The organism is Pantoea sp. Ap-870 (genome assembly GCF_011752515.1).
GTDB lineage: Bacteria > Pseudomonadota > Gammaproteobacteria > Enterobacterales > Enterobacteriaceae > Pantoea > Pantoea dispersa.
In genome coordinates, this window is sequence record NZ_VWXG01000001.1 from 846,589 (window position 1) to 865,726 (window position 19,138).

Annotated in this window: 15 protein-coding genes; 14 read left to right on the forward strand and 1 reads right to left on the reverse strand. The window is 59.3% G+C overall.

Translation table 11 applies throughout. The annotated features are described in order from the left end of the window. The first annotated feature begins 22 nt into the window (after window positions 1-22). The 8 genes from F3J41_RS04175 to F3J41_RS04210 all read left to right on the forward strand — a co-directional run bounded on the left by F3J41_RS04175 (window position 23) and on the right by F3J41_RS04210 (window position 10,130). Complete coding sequence (locus F3J41_RS04175; RefSeq protein ID WP_166710006.1) at window positions 23-1,696, forward strand: methyl-accepting chemotaxis protein; 1,674 nt, start codon at window positions 23-25, stop codon at window positions 1,694-1,696. Between the two features lie 173 nt (window positions 1,697-1,869). Next, on the forward strand, window positions 1,870-3,531 hold the full coding sequence (locus F3J41_RS04180) for a methyl-accepting chemotaxis protein (protein WP_088515878.1): 1,662 nt from the start codon (window positions 1,870-1,872) through the stop codon (window positions 3,529-3,531). A 153-nt stretch (window positions 3,532-3,684) separates the two neighbouring features. Continuing rightward, complete coding sequence (locus F3J41_RS04185; RefSeq protein ID WP_166710008.1) at window positions 3,685-5,364, forward strand: methyl-accepting chemotaxis protein; 1,680 nt, start codon at window positions 3,685-3,687, stop codon at window positions 5,362-5,364. A 104-nt stretch (window positions 5,365-5,468) separates the two neighbouring features. Then, window positions 5,469-6,344: a protein-glutamate O-methyltransferase CheR gene (cheR, locus tag F3J41_RS04190; protein ID WP_031279190.1), complete on the forward strand. Its 876-nt coding sequence runs from the start codon at window positions 5,469-5,471 to the stop codon at window positions 6,342-6,344. Then, window positions 6,341-7,390: a chemotaxis response regulator protein-glutamate methylesterase gene (locus tag F3J41_RS04195; RefSeq protein WP_021506273.1), complete on the forward strand. Its 1,050-nt coding sequence runs from the start codon at window positions 6,341-6,343 to the stop codon at window positions 7,388-7,390. Before cheR ends, F3J41_RS04195 begins: the two co-directional genes overlap by 4 nt. A 39-nt stretch (window positions 7,391-7,429) precedes the next feature. After that, window positions 7,430-7,819 (forward strand): chemotaxis response regulator CheY, encoded by a 390-nt coding sequence (gene cheY, locus F3J41_RS04200; RefSeq protein WP_021506272.1) that lies wholly within the window; start codon window positions 7,430-7,432, stop codon window positions 7,817-7,819. A gap of 9 nt (window positions 7,820-7,828) precedes the next feature. After that, window positions 7,829-8,470 (forward strand): protein phosphatase CheZ, encoded by a 642-nt coding sequence (cheZ, locus tag F3J41_RS04205; protein ID WP_058757663.1) that lies wholly within the window; start codon window positions 7,829-7,831, stop codon window positions 8,468-8,470. 220 nt (window positions 8,471-8,690) lie between these two features. Then, window positions 8,691-10,130 carry a YchO/YchP family invasin gene (locus F3J41_RS04210; RefSeq protein WP_141495522.1) on the forward strand — a complete coding sequence of 480 codons (1,440 nt, stop codon included), beginning with the start codon at window positions 8,691-8,693 and terminating at the stop codon, window positions 10,128-10,130. 93 nt (window positions 10,131-10,223) lie between these two features. On the opposite strand, the gene F3J41_RS04215 is transcribed toward F3J41_RS04210, so the two are convergent. Continuing rightward, window positions 10,224-11,312 carry a porin gene (locus tag F3J41_RS04215; RefSeq protein ID WP_159378244.1) on the reverse strand — a complete coding sequence of 363 codons (1,089 nt, stop codon included), beginning with the start codon at window positions 11,310-11,312 and terminating at the stop codon, window positions 10,224-10,226. 870 nt (window positions 11,313-12,182) lie between these two features. Between F3J41_RS04215 and F3J41_RS04220 the strand changes: the two genes are divergently transcribed. From F3J41_RS04220 to spy, 6 genes are all read left to right on the forward strand, one after another. Continuing rightward, window positions 12,183-13,403 carry an aspartate aminotransferase family protein gene (locus F3J41_RS04220; RefSeq protein ID WP_166710010.1) on the forward strand — a complete coding sequence of 407 codons (1,221 nt, stop codon included), beginning with the start codon at window positions 12,183-12,185 and terminating at the stop codon, window positions 13,401-13,403. After that, on the forward strand, window positions 13,400-14,431 hold the full coding sequence (astA, locus tag F3J41_RS04225) for an arginine N-succinyltransferase (RefSeq protein ID WP_021506267.1): 1,032 nt from the start codon (window positions 13,400-13,402) through the stop codon (window positions 14,429-14,431). The genes F3J41_RS04220 and astA overlap by 4 nt, the downstream gene beginning before the upstream one ends. Further along, the gene (gene astD / locus F3J41_RS04230; RefSeq protein ID WP_166710012.1) at window positions 14,428-15,897 is read left to right on the forward strand and encodes a succinylglutamate-semialdehyde dehydrogenase; all 1,470 of its coding nucleotides are present in this window, start codon (window positions 14,428-14,430) and stop codon (window positions 15,895-15,897) included. Before astA ends, astD begins: the two co-directional genes overlap by 4 nt. Then, window positions 15,894-17,222: an N-succinylarginine dihydrolase gene (gene astB, locus F3J41_RS04235; RefSeq protein WP_166710014.1), complete on the forward strand. Its 1,329-nt coding sequence runs from the start codon at window positions 15,894-15,896 to the stop codon at window positions 17,220-17,222. The genes astD and astB overlap by 4 nt, the downstream gene beginning before the upstream one ends. A gap of 45 nt (window positions 17,223-17,267) precedes the next feature. Further along, entirely contained in the window at window positions 17,268-18,263 is a 996-nt protein-coding gene (astE, locus tag F3J41_RS04240; protein ID WP_150361763.1) for a succinylglutamate desuccinylase, read from the forward strand. 334 nt (window positions 18,264-18,597) lie between these two features. Then, window positions 18,598-19,092, forward strand: a complete 495-nt coding sequence (gene spy / locus F3J41_RS04245; RefSeq protein ID WP_021506263.1) for an ATP-independent periplasmic protein-refolding chaperone Spy — start codon at window positions 18,598-18,600, stop codon at window positions 19,090-19,092. Window positions 19,093-19,138: the final 46 nt, after the last annotated feature.

Consider the following 19,138-nt stretch of genomic DNA (forward strand, 5'->3'; position numbering starts at 1 on the left):
TCTTCATTTCCCAGGGCAAACTATGTTTACGAAAATCCGCGTTGTGACCAGCCTGTTGCTGGTGTTGTTGGTGTTTGGCGTACTGCAGCTGGCTTCCGGCTCGCTGTTTTTTAAAGCGCTGAGTGACGACAAAAAAAGTTTCAATACCTCTCAGCTGGCGAGCAAAAATATTGCCGCCATCAATGATGCTTACATGAGCCTTAACCAAAGCCGCGTGATCCTGACGCGCATCCAGCTGCGTATTGCCACCAGTAAACTGACCGGCACCGAAGCTGACATCGGTACGCTGTTCGGGCAGAGCAGGACGTTCCAGCAGACGGCGCAGGACAACTTCACCCTGTTTAAAAACACGCCGGACACGCCGGGCCAGAATCTGCAGCTCAATCAGCAGCTGGAACAGACCTATAAAGCTTACGCCAGCGCACTGGCTGAGATGCAGCAGGTGCTGCAGCACAACGATACCGCCGCAGCCGGCAAAGTACCGGTGGCCCCGACGCAAAGTGCCTTTCTGGAAAACTACACTCAGTGGCGCGCCGATCAGGATCGTCTGACGGCGGCCGGCGTGGCGGCGAACAGCGCCGCTTACGAGCACATGATGTGGCTGCTGGGGCTGGTACTGGCGCTGGTGGTGGGCGTGATCGTGCTGTGCTGGTTCGGCCTGCGTAAGGTGCTGATTAAGCCGCTCAACGACAGCATCCAGCACATTGAATACATTGCGCAGGGCGATTTAACCCAGACCATCACCGTCGAAGGACGCAATGAAATGAGCCAGCTGGCGAGCAAGCTGCAGGAGATGCAGCAGGCGCTGGTGCGCACCGTCAGCAACGTGCGCGACGGCTCGGACGCCATTTTTACCGGCGCCAGCGAAATCTCCGCCGGCAATAACGATCTCTCGGCGCGTACCGAACAGCAGGCGGCGTCGCTGGAGCAGACCGCGGCCAGCATGGAGCAGCTCACCGCCACGGTGAAGCAGAACGCCGAGAACGCGCGGCAGGCCTCGCAGCTGGCGCTCAGCGCATCGGAAACCGCGCAGAAAGGCGGAGAAGTGGTGGAAGGCGTGGTGCGCACCATGCACGATATTGCCGGCAGTTCGAAGAAGATTGCCGACATTACCAGCGTGATTGACGGTATCGCTTTCCAGACCAACATCCTCGCGCTCAACGCCGCAGTCGAAGCGGCGCGCGCCGGGGAACAGGGCCGCGGCTTCGCGGTGGTGGCCGGTGAAGTGCGCAACCTTGCCCAGCGCAGCGCGCAGGCGGCGAAGGAGATCAAAGGGCTGATTGAAGACTCGGTGCGTCGCGTTGACAGCGGCTCACAGCTGGTCGGCACGGCGGGCAATACCATGGGCGAAATCGTCAATGCGGTGACGCGCGTCACCGACATCATGGGCGAGATCGCCTCGGCGTCGGACGAGCAGAGTCGCGGTATCGATCAGGTCGGCCAGGCGGTGACCGAGATGGACCGCGTCACGCAGCAGAACGCCTCGCTGGTGGAAGAGTCGGCGGCGGCGGCGGCCTCGCTGGAGGAGCAGGCCAGCCGTCTCAGCCAGTCGGTGGCGGTGTTCCGCATTCCACGTGGCGCTCAGCCTGTCAGCAGCACGGGTGTGCGCCATCCGCAGATCGCCCCCCCGCAGGCCAGTGCGCCACGCAAAGCGCTGACCGCGCCGGTCAGCGACGCCAACTGGGAAACGTTCTAAGCTGAAACGGGAGCGGACAACGCGCCGCTCCCTCATCTCCTGCTTTCTTTACTTATAAAACGCTGTAAAAAAGCTTTAATTCAGCATTATCCCTCGTAAAGTCCGGTAAACCCTCTCAAATATTCAGCGCAGCGGTCGATAAACAGGGCGTAACCCCCCTTTTTGGAGACACCATGTTAAAACGAATCAACGTCGTCACCAGCCTGATCGCAGTCCTGCTGGTGTTCGGTGCTATGCAATTACTGTCCGGCGGGCTGTTCTGGTCGGCATTACAAAAAGATAAAGAGGCGTTTGCTGTGGCACAAACGTCAAGTAATAACGTCGCTGCCATGTCCGATGCCTGGATTGAACTCAATCAAACCCGTACCGTGCTCAACCGCGCCATGCTGCGCATGCAGGGCAGCATGGCGTCGCAGACCAACGGCGGTCAGCTTAATGCACTGATCGCGCAGACGGAGAAACAGCTCGACACCGCGGCCGGTCACTATCAGCGCTATTACGATTTGCCAGCGACGCCAGGACTGTCTGATGCGCTGCGCGACCGGCTGGAAGCGGATTATGCCGCGTTCAATAACGGCCTGAAGGCGATGCTGGCCCGGCTGAAAGCCAACGATCTGCAGGGCATGTTTGATCAGAACATTGAAGCCAAACAGGTCAAAATGAAAGCCACCTATGAAGAGTGGCGCAGCGCGCAGAGTGCTTTAGCCGCTGAGGGCGTGGCGCAGAACCAGCGTGCCTTCCACACCATGATGTGGCTGCTGGCGATCGTCGCCGTGATGGTGATCGCGGTAATTGTCGCCTGCTGGTTTGGCCTGCGCACGGTGCTGATTCAGCCGCTGCATCAGTTGCTCGGTCACATTCGCCATATCGCCGCAGGCGATCTGACGCAGACCATCACCGTTGAAGGGCGTAACGAAATGAGCCAGCTGGCCAGCAGTCTGCATGAGATGCAGCAGTCGCTGGTGCACACCGTCGGCAACGTACGCGACGGCTCGGACGCCATCTTTACCGGCGCCAGCGAAATCTCCGCCGGCAACAACGATCTCTCGGCGCGTACCGAGCAGCAGGCGGCATCACTGGAGCAGACCGCGGCCAGCATGGAACAGCTCACCGCCACGGTGAAGCAGAACGCTGAGAACGCCCGGCAGGCTTCGCAGCTGGCGCTCAGCGCGTCGGAGACCGCACGCAAAGGTGGCGACGTGGTTGAAGGCGTGGTGCGCACCATGCATGACATCGCCGGCAGTTCGAAGAAGATCGCGGATATCACCAGCGTGATCGACGGCATTGCCTTCCAGACCAATATCCTGGCGCTTAACGCGGCGGTCGAAGCGGCGCGCGCCGGTGAGCAGGGCCGTGGTTTTGCCGTGGTAGCGGGCGAGGTGCGTAACCTGGCGCAGCGCAGCGCGCAGGCGGCGAAGGAGATCAAAGGACTGATTGACGATTCGGTCAGCCGGGTTAACGCCGGTTCGCAGCTGGTCGGCACCGCAGGTGACACCATGCAGGATATCGTCGGAGCGGTGACGCGCGTGACTGACATCATGGGCGAAATCGCTTCGGCCTCGGATGAGCAGAGCCGTGGCATCGACCAGGTGGGCCAGGCGGTGACCGAGATGGACCGCGTCACGCAGCAGAACGCCTCGCTGGTAGAAGAGTCGGCCGCCGCCGCGGCCTCGCTGGAGGAGCAGGCCAGCCGCCTGAGCCAGTCGGTGGCGGTGTTCCGCATTCCGCGCGCGTCGGCAGCGGCCCCTGTGCGTCCCCCGCTGACCACGACACCGCCGGCGGTGCGCAAAGCCGCTGCGGCCCCGGTGAGTGACGGAAACTGGGAAACGTTTTAATCACTGCCTGAATCGTCCCCTCTCCCGCAGCGGGAGAGGGGCACGTGGCTGGCCCTTCCCCGGTTTGCTGCTGGTCTTACCCCTTTCACCTCACATAAAGATCCGCGTCTGCGCGCCGATAACACCAGCGATCCGCCAATTAATGAGGTGTTTATGTTTAGTCGTGTTCGAGTGGTATCCGGCCTGCTGTGCGTGCTGGCGTTATTTGCCTTACTGCAGCTGTTTTCCGGAGGAATGTTTTTTTCAACGGTGAAAGCCGATAAAGATAATTTTGCGTACAACCAACGTCTTAGCACCCTGCAGCGGGCGATGGGCACCTCATGGGTTTCGCTGGTACAGGCGCGTAACACACTGAACCGTGCCGGTATCCGCTATCTGCTGGACAGTCAGCAGGCCGGCTCCGGTGCCACGGTAAAAGATCTGGTGGCGCTGGCCAATACGGAGCTGAAAACCGCCGATCAGAGCTTTGCCGAGTTCAACGCTAACCTGTCGGAAAAGGGCAAAAGCGCGGAGAACGTGCTGACGCTGCAGGCCAACTACAACGCGTTTCGCGGGGCGCTGGCCGAGCTGATTGATTTTCTCAGTGCCGGTAACTTTAAAGGCTTTGTCGATCAGCCAACGCAGGGTTTTCAGGACAAATTTGAAAAGGATTACAACGCCTGGCTCGCCTACAACATTGTGCTGGCAAAACAGGGCATTGACGCCAACGAGAGCGCTTACCAACACGCGATTATGCTGGTGGTCGGTACGCTGCTGGTGACGCTGCTGGTGATTGCGCTGGTGTGGAGCGGCATGCGTAAGACGCTGATCCGTCCGCTGCAGCAGAGCATTGAGCACATCCGCCATATTGCGCGCGGCGATCTGACGCAGCCAGTCGATCTCAGCGTGCGCAACGAAATGGGCGACCTGCTCAGTTCGCTGCAGCACATGCAGCAGGAGCTGGCGCGCACCGTACGCATCGTGCGCGACGGTTCGGACGCCATCTACACCGGCGCCAGCGAAATCGCCATGGGCAACAACGATCTCTCTTCGCGTACCGAACAGCAGGCCGCATCGCTGGAGCAGACCGCGGCCAGCATGGAGCAGCTGACCGCCACCGTGAAGCAGAACGCAGAAAACGCCCGTCAGGCGTCGCAGCTGGCGCTGAACGCGTCCGAAACGGCGCAGCAGGGCGGCAAAGTGGTCGATGGCGTGGTCAGCACCATGAAGGATATCGCCGGAAGTTCGAAGAAGATTGCCGATATCACCAGCGTGATTGACGGTATCGCCTTCCAGACCAATATCCTCGCGCTGAACGCCGCGGTGGAAGCGGCACGCGCCGGTGAGCAGGGGCGTGGTTTCGCTGTGGTCGCGGGCGAGGTGCGCAGTCTGGCCCAGCGCAGCGCGCAGGCGGCGAAGGAGATCAAAGGCCTGATTGAAGATTCGGTCAGCCGCGTCAATACCGGCTCGGTGCTGGTAGAGAGCGCGGGCGAAACCATGAGCGAGATCGTCAACGCGGTGACCCGCGTGACCGACATCATGGGCGAAATCGCCTCGGCTTCCGATGAGCAGAGCCGCGGTATCGACCAGGTTGGCCTGGCGGTGAACGAGATGGACCGCGTCACCCAGCAGAACGCCGCGCTGGTGGAAGAGTCCGCGACGGCGGCAGCGGCGCTGGAAGATCAGGCCAGCCGACTGAAACAGTCGGTGGCGGTGTTCAATATTGGTAAAGAATTTGTCGCCCAGGCCGTTAACGTAACTACAGCGCCAAAAATTGCGCGTCCGTCTGCACCGCAGGCGCTGGCGCCAGCGGCAGGAGCTCGTGGCGCTGACGATAACTGGGAAACCTTTTAACCCTTGTGGCCGCCGCAGGGCGGCCCGTGTGAATGGTGTGCACTGGCAGCACAGTAGCAACCGCAGTATCACAATTTAATCAGTTTGTTGCCGGGTGACCCGAAATGAAGAAATCGACGTTATTGGATCAAAATGAAGCCACGACGCTGCTCTCACAAATGGTGCAGCGCCTGCCGCTTTCCGATACACATTTTCGTCGTATCAGCCAGCTGATCTATCAGCGTGCGGGCATCGTGCTGGCTGACCACAAACGCGAGATGGTTTACAACCGTCTGGTACGTCGGCTGCGCATGCTGAATATTGATGATTTTGGTCGCTATCTGGCGCTGCTGGAGCAGGACCCGAACAGTGCCGAGTGGCAGGCGTTTATTAACGCACTGACCACCAACCTGACCTCATTTTTCCGTGAGGCGCACCACTTCCCGATTCTGGCAGAGCATGCGCGCAAACGCAGCGGCAACTACAGCGTGTGGAGCACCGCCGCTTCAACCGGTGAAGAGCCGTACTCGATTGCCATGACGCTGGCAGAAACGCTGGGCACCGGACCAGGAAAATTTTCCGTCCACGCCAGTGATATTGATACCCAGGTGCTGGAGAAAGCGGTAGCGGGCGTTTATCGCCAGGAGGAGCTGCGCACCTTATCGCAGTCGCAGCTGCAGCGCTTCTTCCTGCGCGGCACCGGCCCGCACGCCGGCATGGTGCGCGTGCGCAGCGAGCTGGCCAATATGGTGAACTACGCGCAGCTCAATTTACTGGCGCACGACTGGGCATTGCCGGGGCCGTTCGACGCGATTTTCTGTCGTAACGTGATGATCTATTTCGATAAAGAGACGCAGGAACAAATTCTGCGCCGTTTTGTCCCCCTGCTGAAGCCGGGCGGTCTGCTGTTTGCCGGGCATTCGGAAAACTTCAGTCAGATCAGTAAAGAGTTCTGGCTGCGTGGACAGACTGTCTATGGACTGACCAAGGAAAGACGATGAGCAAAATCACCGTGATGTGCGTGGATGATTCCGCGCTGATGCGCCAGTTGATGACGGAGATCATCAACAGCCATCCCGATATGGAGATGGTCGCGACGGCGCCGGACCCGCTGGTAGCGCGGGATTTGATCAAACAGTACAACCCGCAGGTGCTGACGCTGGATGTCGAAATGCCACGCATGGATGGCCTCGACTTCCTTGAAAAACTGATGCGCCTGCGGCCGATGCCGGTGGTGATGGTTTCGTCGCTGACCGGTAAAGGATCGGAAGTGACGCTGCGTGCGCTGGAGTTAGGCGCGGTGGATTTCGTCACCAAGCCGCAGCTCGGCATCCGTGAAGGCATGCTGGCCTACAGCCAGATGATCGCCGACAAGATTCGCGCCGCCGCGCGCGCCAAACTGCATGCGCGTGCCGCCACGCCGCAGCCGGTGATGCTGAAAGCGGGACCGCTGCTGAGCAGTGAAAAGCTGATTGCTATCGGCTCTTCAACCGGCGGCACCGAGGCGATTCGCCATGTGCTGCAGCCGCTGCCGGCCACCAGCCCGGCGCTGCTGATTACGCAGCACATGCCGCCCGGTTTTACCCGCTCGTTTGCCGAGCGGCTGAACAAGCTGTGCCAGATCACCGTGAAAGAGGCGGAAGACGGCGAGCGTATTTTGCCCGGTCACGCCTATATCGCGCCGGGCGCGATGCACATGGAGCTGGCGCGCAGCGGTGCCAACTACGTGGTGAAACTGAACGACGGACCGCCGGTGAACCGCCATAAACCGTCGGTGGACGTCCTGTTCCGCTCGGTTGCGGTCAACGCCGGGCGAAATGCAGTGGGGGTCATTCTGACCGGCATGGGCAACGACGGCGCGGCCGGGATGCTGGAAATGCACCGCGCCGGCGCGTGGACCATCGCCCAGGATGAAGCCAGCTGTGTGGTATTTGGTATGCCGCGCGAAGCGATAGCGATGGGCGGCACCAGTGAAGTGGTCGATCTGGGTCACATCAGCCAGCATATGCTGGCCAAAATTAGCGCCGGACAGGCATTGCGAATTTAACGAGCCGGTCCTGCCGGACAAGACAACACAGGAGTAGATATGGCTGATAAAAACATGCGCTTTTTGGTAGTGGACGACTTCAACACGATGCGTCGTATCGTCCGTAACCTGCTGAAAGAGCTGGGATTCAATAACGTGGAAGAGGCCGAGGATGGCGTCGACGCCCTGACCAAACTGCGTGCAGGCGGCTTCGATTTCGTTATCTCTGACTGGAACATGCCGAACATGGACGGTCTGGAACTGCTGCAGACCATTCGTGCCGACGCCACGCTGGGCAAACTGCCGGTGCTGATGGTCACAGCCGAAGCCAAGAAAGAGAACATCATCGCCGCCGCGCAGGCCGGTGCCAGCGGTTACGTGGTGAAGCCTTTCACTGCCGCCACGCTGGAAGAGAAGTTGGGCAAAATCTTCGAAAAACTGGGTATGTAAGGAGATGTGATGAGCGACCTTCCGAAACCAACTGAAGAAGCTTCGGCACACGAGATTATTGCCCGGATTGGCTCTCTGACACGTATGCTGCGTGACAGCCTGCGCGAACTGGGGCTGGATCAGGCCATTGCCGAAGCGGCAGAAGCGATTCCGGACGCGCGTGACCGTCTGGATTATGTGGTGCAGATGACCGCACAGGCAGCGGAACGTGCGCTGAACTGTGTGGAAGCGGCGCAGCCACACCAGGACCAGATGGAAGCCGGCGCCACCCAGCTGAAAGGCCGCTGGGATGCCTGGTTTGAAAACCCGATCGAGCTGGCGGATGCACGCGAGTTGGTTTCGGATACGCGCCAGTTCCTTGACGACGTTCCGTCTCACACGGCGTACACCAACAAGCAGCTGCTGGAAATCATGATGGCGCAGGATTTCCAGGACCTGACCGGTCAGGTAATCAAGCGCATGATGGATGTGATCCAGGAGATCGAACGCCAGCTGCTGATGGTACTGCTGGAGAACATGCCGGAAGCCAATGCGGCGGCACGTAAAGAGGGCAACAGCCTGCTGAACGGTCCGCAGATCCATGCTAACGCGCCAGGTGTGGTTTCCAGCCAGGACCAGGTTGACGACCTGCTGGACAGTTTAGGTTTTTAATGCTGATCGGGTGTTCAACCCGCATCCGAACCCTCTCCCGCCCGGGAGAGGGGACCGCACGACGTGTTTTCCCGTCTGATCGCCCTGTATGCCCTTAGGTGGCGTAAAATCTGAAACATAGCAAGACAAGTCCTACGTTGGCGCAAGGATATGTTAAGGTAACCTCGTACAGTTTTGTGAGCTACTTCAAATTCTAAACTGAAACGACTACTCTTTTGCTATGCTGCCATTGGTTCTGACCCGCAAAATTTTCGCTGCTGTAACTTTAGGGGCCCCTGTACTGGCGGCCGTTGCGCCTGCGCAGGCCTTCACCGGTAACAGCGACGTCTCCGCAACACCGTTTGCCGATCCGGCACGTTTCCAGAAGATTGCTGATGGATTACCGGCGCTGGGCTATCAGGACGATACGTCGGCGTTCAGTAAAAAGCTGGCGGGCATTGCCAAAAGCATCGGCGAGGCCAGCCAGAACAGCGACAGCGACACCACGCTTGGCCAGCAGGCCGGTATCTGGGCGTTTAACCATTTTCGTGATGAGGTTGCTACCCGGGTGGCGGATGAAGGGCAGTCGCTGCTGTCGCCTTATGGCCAGGCACAGATCGATCTCAACGTCGATATGGAAGGTAACTTCAGCGGCAGCGGGGCTTCGCTGCTGACGCCATGGGCCGATCGCTACAATTACCTCACGTTCAGCCAGCTGGGCGTGCACCAGACCGATGACGGGCTGGTGGGCAATGCCGGGCTGGGACAGCGCTGGGTGGCCGGCAGCTGGCTGCTGGGCTATAACGGCTTCGTTGATCGGCTGTTCGACAGCGGCTTGCAGCGCGCTTCGCTGGGCACCGAGGCCTGGAGCGACTACCTGCGCTTATCCGCCAACTACTACACGCCGCTGTCCGGCTGGCGCAATCGCAACCCGTTCCAGCAGCAGCGGCTGGCGCGCGGGTATGATGTCACCACTCAGGGCTATCTGCCGTTTTACCGCCAGCTGGGCGTGTCGGTCAGCTGGCAGCAGTATCTCGGCAACAATGTCGATCTGTTTAATTCCGGCAACAGCTACCACAATCCTTCAGCGCTGACGCTGGGCGTCTCCTACACGCCAGTGCCGCTGGTCACCGTATCGGCCAGCCACAAAACCAGTAATGAAGGCGAGAGCCAGGATCAGCTCGGCTTACGTCTCAACTACCGCTTTGGCGTGGCGCTCAGTCAGCAGCTCAATCCGGATAACGTCGCCGCCGCGCGTTCGCTGCGCGGTAGTCGCTATGATTTGGTCACGCGCAGCAATACGCCGGTGCTGGAGTTCCGCCAGCGTAAAACCCTGTCGGTATTCCTCGCCACGCCGCCGTGGCAGCTCAATGCGGGCGAGAGTTTGCCGCTGAAACTGCAGATCCGCAGTGCACATCCAATCAGTAAAGTCAGCTGGCAGGGCGATACGCAGGCGCTGAGCCTGACGCCGGGAGCCGATCCCAACGATCCACAGGGCTGGAGCATCATTATGCCGGCGTGGGATGCGTCGCCTGAGGCGAACAACAGTTATCGCCTGTCTGTGACGCTGGAGGACAGCAAGCAAAATCGCGTGACTTCCAACTGGATTACGCTGCAGGTGCAGCCGCCGGTGATGCTGGAGCAGGGGGGCGAAAACCGCTTCGACCTGCTGGCACCATAATCAGCGCGGCACCAGAGAAAAAGGACAGCCGGAGCTGCCCTTTGCTGCATCCTCAGCCGACACTTGCCGGGATGCCATGAGGGTAAATCATCATCAGAACTGGTACACCAGACCTACCGCGGTAATATCGTCGGTTTTCAGGCGCAGCGCGTTGTCATCTTTCAGCAGGTTGATGCGGTATTCGCTGTAGACCGACATGTTCTTGTTGAAGTAGTAGGTGGCACCCACGGACGTGTATTTGAACAGCCAGGCGTCGCCGACGTTTTCAATATTTTTGCCCTTTGAGCTCACGTAGCCCAGCGACGGACGGAAACCGTTCAGGAACTGATACTGCGCCACGGCTTCAAAGTTCACCGCTTTGTTGGCGAACCCGCTGTTACCGATTGGCGTAGCGTTGTGGGATTCGCCGTAGATGGTCGCCAGATAGAGCTGGTTAGCATCATATTTCACCCCGGTTTCCCAGTGTTCGGCTTTCTCACCTCTGCCGTAGGTGGCAAGGTTTTGCGCACTGACGCGATTGAGGCTGGCATAGGCGGCAACCGCGCTCAGGCCAAAGTCAGTGTCATACGAGGTGGAAAGGGCGAAACCATCACCGTTAGAGCGACGTACCGCCAGGTTTGGCGTTGCCGCGCTGTCGCTGCGCTCGTTTTTCCCTTCGTACTGCGCTGCGACGTTCCAGCCTTTAACCAGACCGAAGAAATCTTTGTTACGCCAGGTCAGCACGCCGGTGGAGCGACCGGACAGGAAAGCATCGACATAACCGGAATCACCGCCGAAGAAAGGCAGCATATCGGTATAGCCCAGCACGTCATAAATCAGACCATAGTTACGACCATAGTCGATCGAACCAAACTGCGCGAACTTCAGACCCGCATAGCCGAGACGGGTTTTGTTACCGGCCTGCGCATCGGCACCTTCCGTGTTACGCAGGCTGAACTGCGATTGCCAGAAACCGTAGCCGGTCAGCTGATCGGTAATTTTGGTTTCGCCCTTAAAACCGATACGGACATACGATGAGGTATCACCATCATTGGTGGTGTCATCGGAGAACAGGTGCGACACGTTAATTTTGCCGACCAGATCCAGCTTGTTACCATCCTTATTATAGATTTCAGCGGCCTGAGCTACAGAAAATCCCAGCAGCAATGGCATGACTGCTGCCAGTAAAGTGCGCTTCATCATTTATATTTTTACCCTGTGTTATTTTTTGATTTTTTAAGCCCCTGGTGGGGTGACAAGAAAATGACACAAAAGGATAAAGATCAGTAGTGCAATAGTTGTAACAAATAATTTCTTATTGGCTATTTGTGCGATTTTCATACGCCAATTCCATTATTCGGAAATGGGAATCGCTTTTACTTATCATGATTAAGTGAGCGTTTAATCGACGATTAATATTTATCTTATTGATAAATAATGATTAAACTAAGAAGGGTATGACTTGATAAAAATAGCGATTTATTGCCTTAAATAGCACAAGCCTATGCCTTAAAGTTCAATGCTTATGAATCAAAGCAGGCTGATAGTCACCCCGTAAATTATCCGCATTGACGCACTGTGTCGGTTTATTTCAGGCTAAATAATATCCCGATCTTTAATACGTCTAATTACCGGCCAGCCTGGCACAGGGTAGTCAAAATAAGTTAATCAGTTGTTACTAATAAGCGACCGACCTGCACCACGCCGATGCCTGAACCGGGCTGTCACTTGCACCCGCTGAGCGCAGTGCGCCCCAAAATGGCGCAGCAGACGCCTCATTTTGGCGAAATATCTGCTGTGCGATCACAAAAGCAATATTTCATTTTGCGAATGCATAAATCCGCTAAACAAATTACCACGGTGCCGCTGTCATCGGATGGTTATTCACTTTTTATGCATTAAATGTGCATAGCGAAAGGGCGTAACTTATTGATATTTCGTTGCTGAACCTGATTTATGCATTTTTTCCTCTGGCTGGCACGTTAACTGCACTCTATAGTCGAGCTGCAACTCAGCAACTTTTAACAATTTTAAAACAAAAGCTTCACCCGAAGTGAGGCAGGAGAAATGGCTATGTCACTGCAGGTTTCACGTCACGATTTCGATCAATGGATGATGCCGGTTTATGCCCCTGCGGCTTTTGTGCCGGTGCGTGCCGAAGGTTCTACGCTGTGGGATCAGCAGGGCAAAGAGTACATCGATTTTGCCGGTGGCATCGCGGTGAACGCGCTTGGCCATGCCCATCCCGCGCTGCAGCAGGCACTGACCGAGCAGGCCGGTAAACTGTGGCACACCGGCAACGGCTACACCAACGAACCGATTCTGCGCCTGGCGAAGCAGCTGATTGATGCTACCTTTGCCGACCGCGTATTCTTCTGTAACTCCGGGGCGGAAGCCAACGAGGCCGCGCTGAAGCTGGCGCGTAAAGTGGCGCACGATCGTTTCGGTGCCGAAAAAAACGGTATCGTCGCCTTCACCAATGCCTTCCACGGCCGCACCCTGTTCACCGTTTCAGCCGGCGGCCAGCCCGCCTATTCGCGCGATTTCGCCCCGTTACCGCCAGCCATTCAGCATGCCACCTTTAACGATCTGGCCTCGGCGGCGGCCTTAATTAATGACCAGACCTGCGCGGTCATCGTCGAGCCGATTCAGGGCGAGGGCGGTGTATTACCGGCCGATCCGGCGTTCCTGCGCGGACTGCGCGAATTGTGCGACCGCCATCAGGCGCTGCTGATTTTTGATGAAGTGCAGAGCGGCGTCGGCCGTACCGGCTCGCTGTATGCCTATATGCATTACGGCGTCACGCCTGATGTGCTGAGCACCGCCAAGGCGCTGGGCGGCGGCTTCCCCATCGGTGCAATGCTGACGCGTGAAGATCTGGCGCAGGTGATGGGCGTCGGCACGCACGGCACCACTTACGGCGGCAACCCGCTGGCCGGTGCGGTGGCCGGTAAAGTGCTGGAGCTGATCAATCAGCCTGATTTTATGGCTGGCGTCGCCGAGCGGCACCAGTGGTTTGTCACGGCGCTGCAGGAGATCAACCAGCGGCTGCCGGTGTTTAAAGAGATTCGTGGCCTGGGCCTGCTGATTGGCGCGGTGCTGAATGACGATTTTGCCGGTAAAGCCAAACAGTTCAACCTGACGGCGGCGGAAGAGGGCGTGATGGTACTGATCGCCGGTGCCAGCGTGGTGCGCTTTGCCCCGGCGCTGAACATCAGCGAGCGTGAAGTAAAAGAAGGGCTGGCGCGCTTCGAACGCGCCTGCGCACGCGTGCTCAAAGGAGCCACATCATGATGGTGATCCGCCCCGTCGAACGTGACGATCTGCCGCAGCTGCTGGCGCTGGCGGGGAAAACCGGCGGCGGTCTGACCTCGCTGCCCGCTGACAGCGAGACGCTGAAGGCGCGCATTGAGCGCTCGCTGCAAACCTGGCAGGACGCGCTGCCGCGCGCTGAACAGGGCTATGTGTTTGTGCTGGCGGATAGCAGTGATAATCGCGCCGTCGGCATCTGCGCCATTGAAGTGGCGGTAGGTTTGCAGGATCCCTGGTACAACTTCCGCGTCGGTACTCAGGTACACGCCTCGAAAGAGCTGAACGTTTACGCCAGTTTGCCGACGCTGTCGCTGAGTAACGATCACACCGGCAGCAGCGAACTGTGCACGCTGTTCCTCGATCCTGACTACCGCGACGGAAAAAATGGCCATCTGCTGTCCAAGTCGCGCTTTCTGTTTATGGCGAACTTCCGCGAGCGCTTCATGAAGCACGTGGTCGCGGAGATGCGCGGCGTCAGCGACGAGCAGGGACATTCGCCATTCTGGGACAGCGTGGGCAGCCGTTTCTTCTCCATGGAGTTTCGCCAGGCCGATTTTCTCAGCGGCACCGGGCAAAAAGCTTTTATCGCAGAACTGATGCCCAAGCATCCGCTGTATATCCACTATCTGTCGGAAGCGGCACAGCAGGTGATTGGTGAAGTCCACCCGAAAACCGCGCCGGCGCGCGCGGTGCTGGAAGCCGAGGGTTTCCGCTATCTCAACTATATCGACATCTTTGACGGCGGCCCGACGCTGGAGTGTGAGATCGACCGCATCCGCGCCATCCGCAAGAGCAAAGTGCTGACCGCCAGCGAAGGCGAAGCTGAGGCGCACTGGCCGCTGTGTCTGGTGGCGAACTGCGACTATCAGCAGTTCCGCGTGGCGCTGCTGCCGGTCGATGTCGCATCCGGTCAGGTTCTGATTAATCAGCAGCAGCGCACCGCGCTGCGCTGCGACTATGGCGATTCGCTGCGGGTGGTTACCCTGGGTCGCGAGGAGAATAACGCATGACGCATTTTATCAACGGTGAATGGCAGCCGGGCAGCGCGGAGACGCTGAGTAAACACAATCCGGTGAGCGGCGAGATCTTATGGCAGGGCAACGCTGCCTCTGCGGCGCAGGTGGCGGCGGCCTGTGAGGCGGCACGCGCGGCGTTCCCGGCTTGGGCACGTCTGCCGTTTGCTGCCCGTCAGGCGCGGGTAGAGGACTTTGCCCGTCTGCTGGAGCGGGATAAAACCGAGCTGGCGGCGATCATCGCGCGTGAGACCGGCAAGCCGCGCTGGGAAACGCTGACCGAAGTGCAGGCGATGATCAATAAAGTGGCCATTTCGGTTAAGGCTTATCACACCCGCACCGGCGAACAGGCCGAAGGTGAGAGTTCACTGCGCCACCGGCCGCACGGCGTGCTGGCGGTGTTCGGCCCGTATAACTTCCCCGGCCATCTGCCGAACGGACATATCGTGCCGGCGCTGCTGGCGGGCAACTGCGTGTTGTTTAAACCGAGCGAACTGACCCCCGCCACCGCAGAGAAAACCGTGCAGCTGTGGCATGAAGCGGGCCTGCCGGCGGGTACGCTGGCGCTGTTACAGGGCGGACGTGATACCGGCCAGGCGCTGGCGCAGGCGGAGCAGATTGATGGCCTGCTGTTTACCGGTAGCGCGGCCACCGGCTATCACCTGCATCGCCAGTTCGCCGGACAGCCGGAGAAAATGCTGGCGCTGGAGATGGGCGGCAACAATGCGCTGATTGTGGAAGATCCGGCCGACATTGATGGCGCGGTGCATATCGCCATTCAGTCGGCGTTCATTACCGCCGGCCAGCGCTGCACCTGCGCGCGTCGCTTGCTGGTGAAACGCGGTGCGGCAGGCGATGCCTTCCTGCAGCGTCTGGTCGAGGTGAGTGCGCGCCTCAAACCGGCAGCGTGGGACGCCGAACCGCAGCCGTTTATGGGCAGCGTGATTTCGCCCGCCGCCGCCGGGCAGATCTTCGCCGCCTGGCAGCAGCGGGTTGAGTTGGGTGGCAAGGTGCTGCTGGCGATGCGCTGGCCGGATCGCGACAGCGCGATTATCACGCCCGGCATCATCGACATGACCGGCGTCGCCGGACTGCCTGACGAAGAGGTGTTCGGACCGCTGCTGCAGGTCATCCGCTACGACCATTATGCGCAGGCGATTCGCCTCGCCAATGACACGCGCTACGGATTGTCGTGCGGGCTGGTGTCACCACAGCGTGACCAGTTTGATCAGCTGTTGCTGGAAGCGCGCGCCGGCATCGTGAACTGGAATAAACCGCTGACCGGCGCCGCCAGTTCGGCACCCTTTGGCGGCGTGGGCGCCTCCGGTAATCACCGTGCCAGCGCCTGGTACGCGGCGGATTACTGCGCCTGGCCGATGGCCTCGCTGGAGAGCAGCAGCTTAGCGCTGCCGGGCAGCCTGTCGCCGGGGCTCGATTTTGCTGCTTCAGGAGCGACATCATGAAGGCGTTTGAAGCAAACTTTGATGGTCTGGTCGGCCTGACGCACCACTACGCTGGCCTGTCGTTTGGCAACGAAGCCTCCACGCGCAATCAGCTGCAGCCCTCCAATCCGCGGCTGGCGGCCAAACAGGGGCTGCTGAAAATGAAGGCGCTGGCCGACATGGGCTATGTGCAGGGGGTTATCCCTCCGCACGAGCGGCCTAATCTGCCGCTGCTGCGCCAGCTGGGATTCAGCGGCAGCGATGCGCAGGTACTGGCCAAAGCGGCGCAGCAGGCACCGCAGCTGCTGTCAGCGGCCAGTTCGGCGTCGGCGATGTGGGTGGCCAATGCGGCCACGGTTTCGCCATCGGCCGACAGCGCCGACGGCAAAGTGCATTTTACCGTAGCCAACCTCAACAATAAGTTCCACCGGGCGATCGAAGCGCCGGAAACCGCCGACCTGCTGCGCGCCATCTTCCGCGATGGCCGCCACTTCAGCGTGCACGACGCGCTGCCGCAGGTGGCGCTGTTTGGTGACGAAGGCGCAGCCAACCATAACCGCTTCGGTGCTGACTATAGCGCGCCCGGCGTTCAGCTGTTTGTTTACGGCCGCGATGGCCAGCAGCAAGGCAGCGCACCGGCGCGCTATCCGGCGCGCCAGACGCGTGAAGCCAGCGCGGCGGTGGCGAGACTGCATCAGCTGGATGACGCGCGCACGCTGTTTGCTCAGCAAAATCCGGCGGTGATCGATCAGGGGGTGTTCCACAACGACGTAATCGCCGTCAGCAATCAGCAGGTGTTTTTCTGCCACGAAGAGGCGTTTGTCGACCAGCCCCAGCTGCTGCAACAGCTGGCGGATCAGGTGCCGGGCTTCCAGCCGGTTGTGGTGCCGCGCGATCGGGTGTCAGTGGCTGATGCGGTGAACACCTATCTGTTTAACAGCCAGCTCTTGCAGCATCCGGATGGCGGCATGCGGCTGGTGCTGCCGGAAGAGTCGCGCCAGCATCCCGGCGTGTGGCGCTACCTGAGCGAGCTGGTGGAGAGCGGCGGCCCGATTCGCGCGCTGCAGGTGTTCGATCTGCGTGAAAGCATGTGCAACGGCGGCGGACCGGCCTGCCTGCGTCTGCGCGTGGTGTTAACCGAGGCGGAGCGTCAGGCCGTCAATCCGGCGGTGCTGATGAACGATCGCCTGTTTACGCGTCTGAATGACTGGGTGGATCGTCACTATCGCGACCGCCTGACGCAGGCCGATCTGGCCGATCCGCAGCTGCTGAGCGAAGGGCGAAGCGCGCTGGACGAGCTGACACAGCTGCTAGACTTAGGCAGTGTCTACGCGTTTCAGCGTTAACGCCGGGGGCAAATGTGTTGCCCCCTGTGTCAGAAAGGAGTGAACATGCAGGACTTTTTACAGCAAACCTTGTCAGGCAGGCCGCCCGCGCAGCGGCAGGGCAGTAACGCCCACCTGCACTGGCAGTGGCATGATGAGGGCATACTATCCCTGACACCGCATACGCCCACGCAGCAGGCGCTGGTCCTCTCCGCCGGGATTCACGGCAACGAGACCGCCCCGGTGGAGATCCTCAACCTGTTGCTGACGCCGCTGCTGCAGGGGGAAAAACCGCTGGCCGTGCGCCTGCTGGTGATCCTCGGCAACCCGGCGGCGCTGCGCAGCGGCAAACGCTACCAGCATTATGATATCAACCGGCTGTTCGGTGGCCGCTGGCAACAGGTGGCCGACGTGCCGGAGGCGCAGCGCGCGCTGCAACTGGAGCAGGCGCTGGAGAACTTCTGGTGCGAGTGCCTCGATCACGAAATTCGCTGGCATCTCGATTTGCACACCGCGATTCGCGGTTCGTGGCATACGCGCTTTGGCGTGATGCCGCTCAACAGCCAGCCGTGGCCAGCAGATTTTTTACACTGGCTGGCAGCGGCCGAACTGGAGGCGCTGGTGTTTCACCGTGCGCCGGGCGGCACCTTCACCCACTTCAGCTGTGAACACTACGCAGCAGCCAGCTGTACGCTGGAGCTGGGAAAGGCGCTGCCGTTTGGCGAGAACGATCTCACTCAGTTCAGCGGCGTGCAGCGTGCGCTGGCGGCGCTGCTGTACGGTGAGGCGCTGCCGGCGGTGCGCGAGACGCCGCGCCATTACCGCGTGGCGCAGCAAATCACCCGGCACGGCGAGCAGTTTGTTCTGCATATGGGTCCGGAAACTCTCAACTTCACGGCTTTCCCGCAGGGCACGCTGCTGGCAGAAGAGGGTGAGCGGCGCTATTACGTGCAGCAGGCGCGTGAATATGTGCTGTTCCCCAATCCCAACGTGGCACCGGGCCTGCGCGCCGGGCTGATGCTGGTGGAGGAGAGTGAGCAGACCCAGGCGCTGGAGTTGTAATCGAAAGCTTTACCCGGCAATTCATCCTCTCCTTGTGACGGGAGAGGTCACGGGTGAGCAGAGAACGTGCGCAAATTAACGACATTTTCCCTTCCGCAAAACCGACAAAGCCATTACACTCCTCCTTAATTCCTGCGCTTTCCCCTTGATCGTCATACTCTTTTGCAATTCCTCACGCATTTCTTCGCAATCTCTCCATGATTGCCCGATATCTGTCTTTTATGCTTGCAGGGCTTTACTCAGCCTCTGAGTAGTTGACGTTCAGCGTCGTATGCTTGTTTCCGAAGACGCGACACAGGCTGTCGTCATTAAACTGAAAAGTAAGGACAATATTATGCGTAAACTGACCTCCCTGTTTCTGGCTACCGCAATGGCTTTCGGCGCCGCCAATATCGTCCATGCTGCGGCTGACAACCTGACGCCGCCGCCAGCGGGCAGTGAAAAACCGATGCACAAGCCGATGCGCCACCACGGCATGGACATGATGTTCAAAGACCTCAACCTGACCGACGCGCAGAAAACCCAGATTCGCGATATCCTGCGTGACAGCCATAAAGACATGAAGCGTCCATCGCTGGAAGAGCGTCGTGCTAACCACAGCATCATCGCATCCGACACCTTTGACCGTGCCAAAGCAGAAGCGCAGGCAGACAAAATGAGCGCCAATGCGAAAGAGCATGCGCTGAAGATGCTGGAAACCCAGAACAAGATCTATAACGTGCTGACGCCAGACCAGAAGAAGCAGTACAACGCTAACTTTGAGAAACGTCTGACAGAAAAAGGCCCGCATGACGGTAAAATGCCGCCACCGCCGGCTGATGGCGAATAAGCCGTTTAGCTCACCGGTTTGAGACCGCCGACGTTGTCCATGGCAC

Coding starts and splice junctions, on each gene's coding strand:
- F3J41_RS04195 (WP_021506273.1), top strand. CDS start 6,341: ATGAGCAAAATCACCGTGATGTGCGTGGATGATTCCGCGCTGATGCGC.
- cheZ (WP_058757663.1), top strand. CDS start 7,829: ATGAGCGACCTTCCGAAACCAACTGAAGAAGCTTCGGCACACGAGATT.
- astA (WP_021506267.1), top strand. CDS start 13,400: ATGATGGTGATCCGCCCCGTCGAACGTGACGATCTGCCGCAGCTGCTG.
- astB (WP_166710014.1), top strand. CDS start 15,894: ATGAAGGCGTTTGAAGCAAACTTTGATGGTCTGGTCGGCCTGACGCAC.
- F3J41_RS04175 (WP_166710006.1), top strand. CDS start 23: ATGTTTACGAAAATCCGCGTTGTGACCAGCCTGTTGCTGGTGTTGTTG.
- astD (WP_166710012.1), top strand. CDS start 14,428: ATGACGCATTTTATCAACGGTGAATGGCAGCCGGGCAGCGCGGAGACG.
- cheY (WP_021506272.1), top strand. CDS start 7,430: ATGGCTGATAAAAACATGCGCTTTTTGGTAGTGGACGACTTCAACACG.
- F3J41_RS04210 (WP_141495522.1), top strand. CDS start 8,691: ATGCTGCCATTGGTTCTGACCCGCAAAATTTTCGCTGCTGTAACTTTA.
- F3J41_RS04185 (WP_166710008.1), top strand. CDS start 3,685: ATGTTTAGTCGTGTTCGAGTGGTATCCGGCCTGCTGTGCGTGCTGGCG.
- cheR (WP_031279190.1), top strand. CDS start 5,469: ATGAAGAAATCGACGTTATTGGATCAAAATGAAGCCACGACGCTGCTC.
- F3J41_RS04180 (WP_088515878.1), top strand. CDS start 1,870: ATGTTAAAACGAATCAACGTCGTCACCAGCCTGATCGCAGTCCTGCTG.
- astE (WP_150361763.1), top strand. CDS start 17,268: ATGCAGGACTTTTTACAGCAAACCTTGTCAGGCAGGCCGCCCGCGCAG.
- F3J41_RS04215 (WP_159378244.1), bottom strand. CDS start 11,312: ATGATGAAGCGCACTTTACTGGCAGCAGTCATGCCATTGCTGCTGGGA.
- F3J41_RS04220 (WP_166710010.1), top strand. CDS start 12,183: ATGTCACTGCAGGTTTCACGTCACGATTTCGATCAATGGATGATGCCG.
- spy (WP_021506263.1), top strand. CDS start 18,598: ATGCGTAAACTGACCTCCCTGTTTCTGGCTACCGCAATGGCTTTCGGC.